Below are 12,285 nucleotides of genomic sequence, written 5' to 3' on the forward strand. Positions count from 1 at the left end.
AGAATACGAAGGCGGCCCCGACCAGCTCGCCGAGAAGATGGACCAGATCGACGAGCATCTCGCCGAGCAGCGGGCCGAGGCCCTGCGCGCCGGGCTCGCCGACTACGACCTGGACGATGAGGATGCGGCGCTGCTCGCCGGCATCACGCTCGGCGAAGACGGCATCCTGTTCAGCCCGGCGCTTCCCGTCGTGGCGATCGTCGGCCGACCGAACGTGGGCAAGTCCGCGCTCGTGAACCGCATCCTCGGACGCCGCGAAGCCGTCGTGGAAGACACCCCCGGGGTGACCCGTGACCGCGTGACGTACAAGGCCGAGTGGGCCGACCGTCGCTTCTCGCTCGTCGACACCGGCGGCTGGGAGCCCGACGCCCGCGGCATCGACCGTTCGGTCGCGATGCAGGCCGAGGTTGCCATCGACCTCGCCGACATGGTGCTGTTCGTCGTCGATGCGATGGTCGGTGCGACCTCGACCGACGAGCACGTCGTGAAGCTGCTGCGCAAGAGTGGCAAGCCGGTGTTCCTCGTCGCCAACAAGATCGATGACGCCCGCCAGGAGCCGGAGACCGCCGCGCTGTGGAGCCTCGGACTCGGTGAACCGCACCCGGTCTCCGCCATCCACGGCCGTGGGGTCGCCGACCTGCTGGACGCGGTGCTGAAGAAGCTTCCCGAGGTCTCGGCCGTCGCGAAGCAGGAGATCGGCGGACCGCGCCGCGTCGCCATCCTCGGTCGCCCGAACGTGGGCAAGTCGTCGCTGCTGAACAAGGCGGCCGGCGAGGAGCGCGTGGTCGTGAACGATCTCGCGGGCACGACCCGCGATCCGGTGGACGAGGTCGTCGAGCTCGGTGGCAAGATGTGGCGTCTGGTCGACACCGCCGGCATCCGTCGTCGCGTGCACATGGCGCAGGGGGCCGACTTCTACGCCTCGCTGCGCACGTCTGCCGCGCTGGAGAAGGCCGAAGTGGCCGTCGTCGTCCTCGACGTCTCGGAGACCATCAGCGAGCAGGACGTCCGGATCATCGACCTGGTGCTGGAGTCGGGTCGCGCGCTCGTGCTCGCGTTCAACAAGTGGGACCGTCTGAACGACGACGACCTCGAGAACGCCGACCGCCGCCGCTACCTCGAGCGCGAGATCGAGCAGGACCTGGCGCACGTGGCCTGGGCCCCGCGCGTGAACATCTCGGCGAAGACCGGACGCCACCTCGACAAGCTCGTGCCCGCGCTGGAGACGGCGCTGGAGAACTGGGACCGTCGCATCCCGACGGGCAAGTTCAACGCGTTCCTCGCGGAACTCGTGGCTGAGCACCCGCACCCGCTGCGCGGTGGCAAGCAGCCGCGCATCCTGTTCGGGACCCAGGCTTCGACGCGGCCGCCGACGTTCGTGCTCTTCACGACCGGTTTCCTCGACCCGGGGTACCGTCGCTTCATCCAGCGCCGCCTGCGCGAGCTCTACTCGTTCGAGGGCACGCCGATCGTGATCAACATGCGCGTGCGCGAGAAGCGCCAGCGCTGATCTGTTCCGGCGCGTGTCGCTCCGCCGTGCCGTGACCCGGATGCTGTGAAAGGCTGAGGGCGTGACTGTCGTACCTCCTGCTGCTGGTGAGCCGCGTCGCCCCGAGGGGCCGCGGAACCCGGGCGATGCCTGGGTCGTCGCGGAGTCGGGGGAGAAGTACTGGGGGCGTTTCGGCGCCGCCGGTCTTCTCGCCTATGACCCGGCGCGCGGCATCCTGCTGCAGCATCGGGTCTCATGGAGCCACTTCGGTGGCACGTGGGGACTGCCGGGCGGGGCGCTGCACGAGGGCGAGCGCGCGATCGTCGGCGCGATCCGTGAGGCGCAGGAAGAGGCGGGGGTGCCGGACGGGGCCGTGCGACCGCGGTTCACCAGCGTCCTCGATCTGGGTATCTGGTCGTACACGACCGTGATCGCCGACGTGCAGGTGCCGTTCGACCCGGTGATCAGCGACCCGGAGAGCGTGGCCCTGGAGTGGGTGCCGGTCGACCAGGTCGATGCGCGGCCGCTGCATCCGGGCTTCGGCGCGTCGTGGCCGGCGCTGCGCGCGCTGCTCGCGGTGCGGCCGGCGGTCGTCGTCGACGCGGCGAACGTCGTCGGGTCGGTGCCGGACGGGTGGTGGAAGGATCGCGCGGGAGCCGCCGGACGGCTGCGTTCGCGGCTCGAGGGACTCACTGTGCCCGCCGCCGACCTGGAACTCGAGGGCTCCGTGTGGTTCCCGGACGTGTCGATGGTGGTCGAGGGGCAGGCTCGCGCGATCGACACGCATCCGAGCGGGGTGGCCGTGGTGCGTGCCGAGGCTGCGGGCGATGATGCGATCGTCGCCGAAGTGGAGCGTCTGGTGGCCGCGAAGCACACCGTTGTCGCCGTGACCAGCGACCGGGGACTGCGCGAGCGGATCGAGAACGCCGGCGCCGAACGCGTGCAGTCGGCCGGATGGTTGCGCGATCTGATCGATCACGGAGCCTGACGACCCGCCGCGTTCAGACTCTCATTCGCCGAACGGCGTCAGATGAACATGACCCGTCGGGGCGGGGGATCGGTGTAGACGCTGCCGAGCGGGCTGTGCCAGGTGATGCTGCCGTCTCGTTCCTGCTGCGCCGCCCACCGATGAGGGTCCGGAATGTCGGGGTGCTTCAGAGTGTGGTGTGCACGGCAGAGATGGCCGAGGTTGTCGAGGCGCGTCTTCCCGCCCTTGGCGTGATCGTGCTGGTGATCGATCTCGCAGCGGTGCACGGGCATGCGGCAGCCGGGAAAGCGACAGTGCTGGTCTCGAGCGCGGAGGAACCGTCGCATACCCTCGGTCGGAGTATATGTATCGGTCTCGACCAGCATCCCGGCGGCGTCGAGGAACAGGCGGGTCCATCCGCTGTTCCATCCTGCGAGGGCGCGGGCGGCGTCCGGGTGCAACGGGCCATGCCCGTCGAGCTCGGCCGGCCGGTCGTCGATCCCGGCGAGTGTCGTCGCGGCGACCGTGACCTGGACGCGCCCCTGGATGTGACCGAGACCGTCACCGTGCGCAGGGCTCGGATCGCCGGCGAGGAGAAGGTCGGTGAAGAGGTCTGCCGAGACCTGCGCCCACGTGCGCGTGTCGGCGGGGATGTGCGCGGTCTCAGGGTCTGCCGCGAATGTGTCTCCGTCGACGCCGAAGATTCTCCCGTCGGCGCATGCCTCGGTGGTCGGGTCGGCGTCGAAGGCCGAGCCGTCGAGCGTGAAGCCTTCGGGATGACGAGCGTCGATATCGTCGTTCGGCTGCCAGGGCAGGATCTCGGGGGCATCCTCCTGTCGCGCTCGCACGACCTCCCGCGTCATCCGGCTCAGCCTGTCGGAGATGGCCGTCGCGATCCACTCCGGCAGCACTGCCGTGAGCAGGGCGAGGCCGTCATCGAGCGGCTTCACGGTCACGCAGCGTTCCTCGGATGCTCGCCGATGCCGTGCCACGATGCTCTCGCCGATGAGCGCGCCGGCGACCTGGCGGGCGTGCGCGCGAGTGCGGGCGGCCGTGTCCTGCTCGGCGACGACGAGGACCGCCGTCTCGAAAAGCGCCATGACACAGGCATCGACTGTCTTGTTGCGGATGGCTTCGGCCACGAGTGCGCTCGCGCGGGCGATCTCGCGGACGTGGCCGGCGCTCAGTGAACCGGCGGCGAACGCTGCACGGACGGCGGGGAGGTGGCCATGAAGCGCCTGCGCGTCGGCGAATGCGAAGTCCATCGAACCACGCGACACATGACCTGCGGCGGAGAACTCCGCGATCATGGAGCGGTGGATCGCGTCGCGGTGGAAAGAACTCGCCGACACCTCGGCATCGTGGAGGGCGATCTGCTCGATCAACAGCTCGGCGGCCTCGGCTTCGAGCGCGGCAATCCGCCGTCGCTTCTCGACCCACGCGTCGAGCACGCGGCGCCGTTCCTCGAGTTCGAGGTCGAAGTCGGTCCAGGAAGCCATACCCTCATTTTAGAACAAATCTTCGAATGAATGAGGGAGGGATGCCGGGATATCAATCCTCTGGATCGTGGTTCCGCCCGCGAAGCTTGTCGATGTCGCGGCGCTCGCGCTTGGTCGGGCGTCCCGCCCCACGATCACGGAGACCCAACGCGGCCTGCGGTTCCCGCGCCGGAGTCTTGTCCTCGTAGGCGAGCGCGGCGACCGGTGCCCCGACGCGCTTGACGAGGAGCTGGCGCACGATGAGGATCCGGTCGAATCCCGCGATGCGGATGCGCAGTTCGTCGCCCACTCTCACCTGCTGCGCGGCCTTCACCTTGTCGCCGTTGACGCGCACATGCCCTGCACGGCATGCAGTGGTCGCCGCCGACCGTGTCTTGTAGACCCGGATCGCCCAGAGCCAGCTGTCGACGCGTACGGCATCCATCAGGCGCTCCTCTTCCGGAGCGCGACCAGGGCGCCGGCGATGATGAGTCCCTGGCCGAGTGTGTAGGTGAGCATCACTGCGGGGCTGCTCCAGGCAGGAAGGGAGTCCGGCAGGAACAGGCGGAACGCGAGGATCGTGTCGCTGGCGAGGAAGAACGCTCCGCCGACCGCGACGAGGGGAGGGCAGCGGGCGGAGAAGGCCGCGGTGCCGCCCAGCACGAGTCCGTACAGTGCGACCGCGATGAGGAGTCCGCCGGTGTGCGGACCGAGGAAGGCGATCATCGCGATCCACCACGCGGCGTACGCCAGAGCCCACCACGGCAGCCTCCGTACGGCCAGGTAGCGGGCGAACAGCAGGATGTATGCCACATGCGCGATGCCGAAGAACAACAGCATCAGCGGAAGCTCGGGGGCGGTGGGGAAGAACACCCCGGCGCCGTCACCGAGCCACGAGAAGAGCAGGCCTGCCAGCAGCAGGACCAGAGTTGCGCGCGGGGTCAGCCGCCGAGCGGACAGCAGCACCGGGACGGCCAGCATCGGCATCAGCAGGAGCTTGGTGGGCCCGGCGAGCGGGCTCGCGGTCGCCAGCAGGACGACATGGAGGATCGACGCCACGACGAAGGGGAGGAACGCCCACGCGAACGACGACGAGGACCCGGCGCGACGCTGCATCTCCCCATCGTAGGGTCGCGGCGCGGATGTGCCCGAGGGCGGTATCGGCGCAGGCACGCCGGTCACGATTCGACGGTGACCTGAGCGACGCTGTCGTCGACGTCGAGGTGCACGGCGGGCCAGTAGCCCTCCGGGAAGTGCTCTCCGCAGCTGTCGATCAGGTGCAGGATGATGGTGCCGTCAGCGGCGGCCTCGATCGCCTCGATCGTGAGGTCGGATGCGGCGTCGTCGAGTTCGTGCGGTTCCGGCTCACCCGTGTTGAAGTGGGTGACGACGGCATCCGTCGCGATCCGCCGCAGGGTGTGCAGCCGCTTGACGACGTCGCGGAGCCGGGGGAGGAGCGGGGCGACCTCGTCGGATGTCGTGCCCTCGAGCATGAGCTCGAGCTCGGTGCCCTCGACGGACACCGTTCCGACGAACCAGTCGTGGGTGAGCACGGTGCCGTCCGTGAGTTCTGAGCGGGCTCGTCCGAACGTGCCGAGTTCGGGATCGTCGATGGTCGTGTTCTCGTCGCTCATGCTTTCACGCTAGCGGCTCCCGACCGCCGTGCGATCATGCCGAGAGGTCGAGCGCCACGAGCGTGCGTCCGGGCTTGAGCGCAGTCTTCTCGGTGAAGCCTGCGGCGAGGAACGTGCCGAGCGTGCCGTGGAACAGATCGTTCGTGCGCTGCTTCTCACCTCCGGTGTCGACCGGGTATCCCTCGATCAGGCGTGCGCCGGACTCTCGCGCGTAGTCGACGGCCGCGCGCAGCAGCTCGCGATTGAGTCCGGAACCGCGGTGCTCCCTTCGCACCACGAAGCATGTCACGGCCCAGACCGATGGATCATCGAATGGCTCCGTGCTCGCCGCGGCGATGATGCGGGTGCGGGGAACCCGGGCCTGACGTGTGCGGGGTCCGATACGGATCCAGCCCGCAGCCTCCCCGTCGACGTAGGCGATGATCCCGGGCGGAGGCCCCTGATCGATCTCGGAACGGAACATCTCGGTACGCTCCGGGGTGGTCGTCGCGTTCCAGTCCTTATTGCTCAAGACGGGCCAGATGCACTGACAACTCGCACCGTCGCCGCCCCCGGTGAGTGCGTGCTGGACATCATCCCAACGGGCGGTCGTCGCCGGCTCGGTCGGGATCGTCACCATGCCGCGACGCTACGCCGCGCCCCCGACACTCGCAACGGGCCGGTTCGCGGAGGTGCCCGGGATGCGGCTAAGATAGGGGAGTTGCCTGCGCGAGAGTGCAGAACAACGGGCTGTGGCGCAGCTTGGTAGCGCACTTGACTGGGGGTCAAGGGGTCGCAGGTTCAAATCCTGTCAGCCCGACCAGATAAGCCCCGGAGAACCGCAGAAACACGCGGATCTCCGGGGCTTTTTCTATGCTCGGAATCAGACGGCCGAAGCGGCCAGTCCACACCCCGTCGACATGGCGCGGAAACGCGACATCACGCGGCGCGAGTGAGTGCAGCGCTGAGGGCTCGCGGCGGCGTTCCTCGACGGCCGCGATGACCTCGGTAACGCGGCTCGGCCAGAGGTGCGAATACACGTTGAGGGTCGACGTTCTCGCCGTCGCGGCGCAGAAGAGGGGAAAGGCCGTATGAGCGATGGGCTGACGCCACTCCACGAAGGAGTGGAGCGGCAAGGAGTGTCGCTTAGCCGTTGATCGGGGCTGCAAGGGCTTCCGGCTTTCCGGAATCAGCTACCAGGCGCAACGCTCGCTCGAGGACCTGGAGATCTTCTACCGTTTCCACGGCGGAGACCTTTCCCCACCGAAGCGTCATGAACTGAAAGACCACGTTCTCGTACTGCTCTCCGCCCGGGAGCGGTCCTCTGACACGGTTGCGCACGGCGATCCGTGTTCTCCAAGGGCCGCCATTGACGAGCACCTCGAGTACTTCGAATTTCGCCCCTGGGAGCAAGTTCAGCGTGCGTTCCCACCATCGCACCATGGCTTCCTTCGTGACTCGCCGGCCACCAAGCGCGTGGTTGCCGTGGAAGACGTACTCGAAAGGGGAATCCAGCCCGTCGACCATCGCGTGATAGTTGCCGCTATTGATCTGCTCAAACGTGCTTCGCACCTTGCTTCGGACTATCGCTGCGTAAACCACTTATCTGCCTTCCCGGTTGTCTGTGCCAGAACTGGAAATCCTCTGAGTGACCCGATCTCACTGGCAGCTCCGCCGGATCTACTCGTTCTGATGTCTACTCCGCTATGAGGGACTCGGAAAGGAGCGCCACCCGCAGTTGCTCCCGGGCGCGCTGATATCTGCTTCTCGCTGTCGACGGTCGAATCCCGATGTGATTTGCGGCGTCCGCGATTGTGAAACCATCCCAGTGGACGAGTTGCACGAGTTCTCGAAGGTCCGTCGGGAGCTGCGCCACTGCGTCGAGTACTTCGAAGTGCTGATCGGCGGGGGCGGTGAACGTCTCCGTCACGTGAGTTACTGCGCGAAGACGGTTGGCTAGCCGAGAGCGCCGCCTTTCTGTTCGATTGTGGTCCAAGAGAACGTTTCTGGCGACACCGAACAACCACATCCGAGCTTGCTGCGCCTCCTCGGGAATCACACGAACCCGCCGCCATGCAACGAGCATCACCTCGGCGAGAAGATCCGGTGCGTCGTCGAGCCCGACTCTGCGTTCGAAGTAGTTCAGGATCACGGCGCCGTTCGCCTCGAGCGCCGCACGCAGCCGGGCATCGCGCTCCGTCACTGGTCGTCGCAATCTGCCTGCATATTGAGCTGGTAGGGAGCGAGGTCTCCCGTTTCCTCAAGGTGACTCTTGACGAGCTCGCTCACTGCGAGGTTGAGTGCGCTCTGATACTCGAAGTCCGCGTCGTACATGGCAGATCCCGGTCCCGCGGGTTGCAGGTCTCCGTTCTCGTCGTACATTGTTTGGCCGTCAGCACGCGCTTGCGCGATCGCTCCGTCGACATCCGCCAACGCCACGATGTCGTGGCTCGCGACGAACGCGCTCACGATGTCTGCGGGTGCCCCACTCACGCCACCAACCCGATACTCGCAGATGGCACCGCTGGGCATGGTGACCATGAACGACGCATCCGGGTCTTGCGCCCAGGGATGCCACTGCCACGTCGCGGCTGCTGCAGCAGTTGCTCCTCCTCCGACGACGAGCATCGCCGCGAGCCCAGTCGCGAGCGGGCGACTCAAACGTCGTCGTGGCCGGACCTCCAACTTCGTCTCCGAGGCCATCGTTGAGATCGCTTCAGTCAGTTCTGGAGATTGTGCCGAGACTCGAGGAGCCACTGCGGTCAAGATGTCGTCGAGTGCGTTGCGTTGAGTCATGTCGTCCTCCGGGGCTGTGTCTCGTCCTCTACTTGGTTCATGGCCAGACGAGACGAAAACGTCCTTGAGTTCCCAAGATTTCTCAGCAGTTCCACCAGGCGGGAGGCTCCGACCCGCTCTCAACAAGGGGTCGCAGGTTCAAATCCTGTCAGCCCGACCAGACACAGAAAGCCCTGATGAGATCTTATTCTCATCAGGGCTTTGTCGCGTCCGGCAGCAAGCTTTTCAGCCATCCGCGTGCGGCATCACAGTCCTGCCCGTCCGGTCGCCCAGTAGGGCTTGGTCGTGACGGCTCGGCGGTCGAGGAGTCCGTGGCCCACGAGCATCCGGCGCTGCCGCTGTAGGGAGCCGGCGTGTCCGAGGAGCAGCGCGCCGTGGATTCCGTCGAGGCGGCCGTCCGCGACAGCTTCTTCGAGCCACGCCTGTATCGCGCTTCCCGGCTCCGGGTGGGCGGGGAGGAACTGATACTGGGGCCACCTCTCCCGTAACGCAGCGACGGAACTCGGAGCGGCTTCGAGCGCCACGGTCGATGACGGAACTCCGCGAGCGTAGGCGTCGATGGTGCCGAGTGCTGATCCGTCGCCGAGGATGAGGCGTGGGGCGGGAGGAAGTCGCAGCGGTCGGTGCTTGGCGGCGACCAACGTCACGTCTTCTCCTCTGCCCAGCCGGCGTATCCAGGCAGTTCCTGGTCCGTCGGCGTCGAGAGCGACGAGGATGCAGAGCCGGTCATGCCGGGTGGCGCGGTAGGCGGTGTAGCGGCGTGCCTGGGTTGAGGTCACCATGATCTGGATCTCGTGGCCGGGTCGCCAGCCTCCTGCGGGCGGGCTCGCCCGGAACTCGATGTCGAGGAAGCCCGGCGCGGGCTCCGCGATATCGACAACGTGTGCGGAGTGGCCGCTCAGTGTCTGGGCGAGTGTGCCGACCAGTGCGGGAAATGTGGGCATGGGGTGCTCCGTCAGTCATTCGGCAGGGGTGGATTCGTGTCGGCAGTGGAGGACCGCGCGGCGCGCGGTCACGGCTCCAGGGCGACGACGAGTTCCACTTCCATGAGCGCCTCGGGTGCGAAGAGGGCGGGGACGCCGATCAGTGTGCTTGCGGGTGGTTCGCTGCGCCCGTCACGAAGCGGACCGACGACGTCGAGGAGTAGTGCGGGGGCATAGTCGACGACATAGACGGTCTCTTTCACGATGGCGTCTCGGGAGACGCCGAGTTCATCAAGCGTGACGTCGATGTTTCGTGCGATCTGCTCCGCTTGTTCCCGGTGGTTGCCGATCCCCGCCCACGTGCCATCCACCCGTTGGGAGACCTGCCCGGAGAGGAAGGCGAGCGGCCCGGTGGTCTGGACGATCTGGCTGATGAACCCGGGCGCCCCGTGAAGGGTGGCGGGGTTCGACCGGTGGACGGTCATCGGTGGCTTCCGTCTGCCGTCGGAGCGTCGCTGATTCCAGCGAGCGCGTATCCGTCCGGGCGGACGATGATCGACGCGGCCGGGGGAAGGTCGTCGGCGGGGATCCGCGCCGCCTGGACATCGGCGACCGGCGCCTTGCTGAGAACCGCGGGCATCGAGAGGGGAGGATGACCCGGCACACTCACGCGGACGAAGTGTCCGTCGGACAGTGCGCGGTGCACCGATGACCCGTCGGTCAGCGGCAGGTCGGGAATCCGTCGTCCCACCCAGGGATCCGCCTCCGCATCCGCAGCCAGCGGCTCGGGGTAGGAGACCGAGAAGCCGGACACCTCTCCGGCCATGGCGCGGTTGGCCTCCGGAACCGCGAGCAGGCCGCTGACGACATCGCGGAGGGAGGCGTTCGCGGGGGTGAAGGTGGATACGAGCTGATACTGGGCGACGGTGTTGGCGAACAGTCGTTCTCCGATGGGTCGTCTCTCGCTCTCGTACGTGTCGAGGAGGTCCTCGGGGGCGCGGCCGGTCGCGGTCAGCGCGAGCTTCCAGCCCAGGTTCATCGCATCCTGCACTCCCACGTTCAGTCCTTGACCGCCCATCGGTGCGTGGATGTGCGCGGAGTCTCCGGCCAGGAGGATCCTGCCCGCGCGGTAGGTGGAGGCCAGCCGGGTCTCGTTGGTGAAGCGGGTCAGCCAGGAAGCGTCGCGCGCGCCGAAGTCGCTGCCGGTGGTCCGTCGCAGCGACTCGCTCAGCTCCTCCAGGGTGAGGGGCTCATGCTGCGGTACATGACGGCGCGCGGTGTCCAAGACGATGACCCGCGAATGGACGCCGTCGCCGGACGGGATGATGTTCGCTCCACCGAACTCGTTCTCGCCGCCACCGAGCGGCGCGCCGGCAGGAAGGTCGAGTACGACATCACCCATCGCGATGGAGTCGGTGGCAGGCAGACCCGGGAAGTCGATACCCGCGGTTCGACGCACGAGGCTCCGCGCGCCGTCGGTGCCCACCACCCACCGCGACGAGACCGCCGTGCCGTCCTCCAGGGCAAGATCGACACGATCGCCGCGGTCTTCCACCGCCGTGACGAGCGCGCCGCGCCGTACCTCGACGCCGACCTCGAGCGCGTGCGCCTCGAGGATGGCCTCGGTGCGCGACTGCGGGATGAACAGCGTGAACGGGTACGGCGAATCGAACGGCGAGAAGTCCAGGCGCGTATCCAGGCCCGCGAAGTGCCAGGTCGGCATCGGGCGCCCGACTTCCAGGAAACGCGACGAGAGTCCGCGCAGTCCGAAGGTCTCCAGCGTGCGTCCGTGGATCGTCAATGCGCGCGACTGGGTGACCCGCTCGCGTCGTCGCTCCAGAAGCACGACGCGCGCTCCGCCGAGGCTCGCTTCGGCGGCCAACCACAAACCGACCGGACCGCCTCCCACGATGGCGATGTCGTAGCCTGAAGCCCGTTCCCTTACACCGTTAGTCATACCGGGAGTATTGCTCTAACAGTGTTAGGCTGTCAAGCGGAGGGATGCCGATGGACCGTCAAGAGATCGTCGATGCCGCGCTGGACCTGCTCGACGAAGGGGGTGAGGCGGGCGTCAGCATGCGAGCGGTCGCCACCCGTCTCGACGTCAAGGCGCCCTCTCTGTACTGGCATTTCCGCTCGAAACAGGATCTCCTCGAGGCCATGGCGGATGCGATCGTCGCCGACATGGGAGATGTCGCGGTCGGCGACGGCGATCCTTCCGAGCAGCTCTTCACGCTGTTGGCTCGGTTCCGCACGTCGTTGCTCGCCCGTCGCGACGGCGGCAGGGTCTTCGCCGGGACCTTCGCGCTCGGGCCGCACGTCCTCGACCTCAGCGAAGCGGCAGTGCCTCTGCTCCTGCGCAGCGGCGTCGACGACCCCGGTGATGCGCTGGATTCCTGGTTCAACCTGGTGCGGTTCACGGTGGGGTCCGTCATCGAACAGCAGTCCGCTGTGGATCAACCTCATCAGGTCGACCGGCGCAGCCTGTTCGAGCAGCTCAACGCCGATCGACCGACGATGCTGCGGGTAGCCTCACGCATCTTCGAGCCGGACGAAGACCGACGATACGAGCGAGGAGTGCGCCAGCTCCTGCGCGGCGCTGATTCACCTCGCGCCTCGACGGACTGAGCTCTCTTCTCGCGCGAGCAGCGCCACGCCATCCGTTCTCTGGAACCGCCGCAAGCCTCTCCCGTCAACCCCCGCTTCGCGCAAGTGACTGACTCTTCCCTCATCTCTGCATCGCGAAGGGCGCTTGTCGAGATCCCACACAGAGCGGGAGGAATCGTCGCGGGCGAGTTCGCCGTCCCCGCGGATCGCTTCTGACGGGAAGGTTCGCGAGGTGATGAGCGATGTTCGGGGCATTCGCTCGTTTTCCGGTCGGCCGGCGCGCCAGCGGAGACCCGTCACGGCTCGTCCGATTGTTCTTCACAGACGGAGGTTTCGAGCTGAGGCCGCAGCTTTCTTCGATCAGCCCGCCACCCGTCGTGCGAGACGGCTGCACTTCGCTGCCGGTCGAGGC

The 12,285-nt window shown here is 67.3% G+C and carries 15 protein-coding genes and 1 tRNA gene; 4 read left to right on the top strand and 12 right to left on the bottom strand.

Translation table 11 applies throughout. The features are described 5' to 3' along the window. The first annotated feature begins 37 nt into the window (after nucleotides 1-37). Together der and CQ045_RS17155 are read left to right on the top strand one after the other, a co-directional pair. A complete protein-coding gene (gene der, locus CQ045_RS17150; RefSeq protein WP_258131146.1) occupies nucleotides 38-1,510 on the top strand; it encodes a ribosome biogenesis GTPase Der in 1,473 nt (490 codons plus the stop codon). Nucleotides 1,511-1,571: 61 nt separating this feature from the next. Then, nucleotides 1,572-2,477 (top strand): NUDIX domain-containing protein, encoded by a 906-nt coding sequence (locus CQ045_RS17155; protein ID WP_105725959.1) that lies wholly within the window; start codon nucleotides 1,572-1,574, stop codon nucleotides 2,475-2,477. A 38-nt stretch (nucleotides 2,478-2,515) separates the two neighbouring features. Here the strand turns inward: CQ045_RS17155 and CQ045_RS17160 are convergent, their stop codons facing one another. From CQ045_RS17160 to CQ045_RS17180, 5 genes are all read right to left on the bottom strand, one after another. Further along, nucleotides 2,516-3,955 carry an HNH endonuclease signature motif containing protein gene (locus CQ045_RS17160; RefSeq protein ID WP_105725961.1) on the bottom strand — a complete coding sequence of 480 codons (1,440 nt, stop codon included), beginning with the start codon at nucleotides 3,953-3,955 and terminating at the stop codon, nucleotides 2,516-2,518. 52 nt (nucleotides 3,956-4,007) lie between these two features. Then, on the bottom strand, nucleotides 4,008-4,379 hold the full coding sequence (locus CQ045_RS17165; protein WP_181156627.1) for an RNA-binding S4 domain-containing protein: 372 nt from the start codon (nucleotides 4,377-4,379) through the stop codon (nucleotides 4,008-4,010). Then, nucleotides 4,379-5,050, bottom strand: coding sequence for a lysoplasmalogenase family protein (locus CQ045_RS17170; RefSeq protein ID WP_105725963.1), 672 nt, complete (start codon nucleotides 5,048-5,050; stop codon nucleotides 4,379-4,381). Before CQ045_RS17170 ends, CQ045_RS17165 begins: the two co-directional genes overlap by 1 nt. Before the next feature lie 62 nt (nucleotides 5,051-5,112). After that, nucleotides 5,113-5,568 carry a hypothetical protein gene (locus tag CQ045_RS17175; protein ID WP_105725965.1) on the bottom strand — a complete coding sequence of 152 codons (456 nt, stop codon included), beginning with the start codon at nucleotides 5,566-5,568 and terminating at the stop codon, nucleotides 5,113-5,115. Nucleotides 5,569-5,602: 34 nt separating this feature from the next. Continuing rightward, nucleotides 5,603-6,187: a GNAT family N-acetyltransferase gene (locus CQ045_RS17180; RefSeq protein ID WP_105725967.1), complete on the bottom strand. Its 585-nt coding sequence runs from the start codon at nucleotides 6,185-6,187 to the stop codon at nucleotides 5,603-5,605. Between the two features lie 106 nt (nucleotides 6,188-6,293). Here CQ045_RS17180 and CQ045_RS17185 point away from each other — a divergent pair. Then, a tRNA-Pro gene (locus tag CQ045_RS17185) sits at nucleotides 6,294-6,370 on the top strand. Here the strand turns inward: CQ045_RS17185 and CQ045_RS17190 are convergent. The 7 genes from CQ045_RS17190 to CQ045_RS17220 all read right to left on the bottom strand — a co-directional run bounded on the left by CQ045_RS17190 (nucleotide 6,333) and on the right by CQ045_RS17220 (nucleotide 11,223). After that, a complete protein-coding gene (locus CQ045_RS17190; protein ID WP_146115266.1) occupies nucleotides 6,333-6,665 on the bottom strand; it encodes a hypothetical protein in 333 nt (110 codons plus the stop codon). The genes CQ045_RS17185 and CQ045_RS17190 overlap by 38 nt on opposite strands. Before the next feature lie 28 nt (nucleotides 6,666-6,693). Then, nucleotides 6,694-7,149 carry a nuclear transport factor 2 family protein gene (locus tag CQ045_RS17195; protein WP_105725971.1) on the bottom strand — a complete coding sequence of 152 codons (456 nt, stop codon included), beginning with the start codon at nucleotides 7,147-7,149 and terminating at the stop codon, nucleotides 6,694-6,696. A gap of 94 nt (nucleotides 7,150-7,243) precedes the next feature. After that, nucleotides 7,244-7,750 carry an RNA polymerase sigma factor gene (locus CQ045_RS17200; protein ID WP_105725973.1) on the bottom strand — a complete coding sequence of 169 codons (507 nt, stop codon included), beginning with the start codon at nucleotides 7,748-7,750 and terminating at the stop codon, nucleotides 7,244-7,246. Further along, entirely contained in the window at nucleotides 7,747-8,343 is a 597-nt protein-coding gene (locus tag CQ045_RS18695; RefSeq protein ID WP_146115267.1) for a hypothetical protein, read from the bottom strand. The genes CQ045_RS17200 and CQ045_RS18695 overlap by 4 nt, the downstream gene beginning before the upstream one ends. Before the next feature lie 245 nt (nucleotides 8,344-8,588). Next, entirely contained in the window at nucleotides 8,589-9,287 is a 699-nt protein-coding gene (locus CQ045_RS17210) for a hypothetical protein (RefSeq protein WP_105725977.1), read from the bottom strand. A gap of 68 nt (nucleotides 9,288-9,355) precedes the next feature. Next, nucleotides 9,356-9,751: a RidA family protein gene (locus CQ045_RS17215; RefSeq protein WP_105725979.1), complete on the bottom strand. Its 396-nt coding sequence runs from the start codon at nucleotides 9,749-9,751 to the stop codon at nucleotides 9,356-9,358. After that, entirely contained in the window at nucleotides 9,748-11,223 is a 1,476-nt protein-coding gene (locus CQ045_RS17220; RefSeq protein WP_105725980.1) for an FAD-dependent monooxygenase, read from the bottom strand. Before CQ045_RS17220 ends, CQ045_RS17215 begins: the two co-directional genes overlap by 4 nt. A gap of 50 nt (nucleotides 11,224-11,273) precedes the next feature. On the opposite strand from CQ045_RS17220, the gene CQ045_RS17225 reads away from it, so the two are divergent. Further along, the gene (locus CQ045_RS17225) at nucleotides 11,274-11,894 is read left to right on the top strand and encodes a TetR family transcriptional regulator (protein WP_181156628.1); all 621 of its coding nucleotides are present in this window, start codon (nucleotides 11,274-11,276) and stop codon (nucleotides 11,892-11,894) included. Nucleotides 11,895-12,285: the final 391 nt, after the last annotated feature.

Origin of the sequence: Microbacterium sp. MYb66 (genome assembly GCF_002979435.1) — a bacterium.
GTDB lineage: Bacteria > Actinomycetota > Actinomycetes > Actinomycetales > Microbacteriaceae > Microbacterium.

Coding starts and splice junctions, on each gene's coding strand:
- der (WP_258131146.1), top strand. CDS start 38: ATGGACCAGATCGACGAGCATCTCGCCGAGCAGCGGGCCGAGGCCCTG.
- CQ045_RS17160 (WP_105725961.1), bottom strand. CDS start 3,955: ATGGCTTCCTGGACCGACTTCGACCTCGAACTCGAGGAACGGCGCCGC.
- CQ045_RS17165 (WP_181156627.1), bottom strand. CDS start 4,379: ATGGATGCCGTACGCGTCGACAGCTGGCTCTGGGCGATCCGGGTCTAC.
- CQ045_RS17170 (WP_105725963.1), bottom strand. CDS start 5,050: ATGCAGCGTCGCGCCGGGTCCTCGTCGTCGTTCGCGTGGGCGTTCCTC.
- CQ045_RS17175 (WP_105725965.1), bottom strand. CDS start 5,568: ATGAGCGACGAGAACACGACCATCGACGATCCCGAACTCGGCACGTTC.
- CQ045_RS17180 (WP_105725967.1), bottom strand. CDS start 6,187: ATGGTGACGATCCCGACCGAGCCGGCGACGACCGCCCGTTGGGATGAT.
- CQ045_RS18695 (WP_146115267.1), bottom strand. CDS start 8,343: ATGACTCAACGCAACGCACTCGACGACATCTTGACCGCAGTGGCTCCT.
- CQ045_RS17210 (WP_105725977.1), bottom strand. CDS start 9,287: ATGCCCACATTTCCCGCACTGGTCGGCACACTCGCCCAGACACTGAGC.
- CQ045_RS17215 (WP_105725979.1), bottom strand. CDS start 9,751: ATGACCGTCCACCGGTCGAACCCCGCCACCCTTCACGGGGCGCCCGGG.
- CQ045_RS17220 (WP_105725980.1), bottom strand. CDS start 11,223: ATGACTAACGGTGTAAGGGAACGGGCTTCAGGCTACGACATCGCCATC.
- CQ045_RS17225 (WP_181156628.1), top strand. CDS start 11,274: ATGGACCGTCAAGAGATCGTCGATGCCGCGCTGGACCTGCTCGACGAA.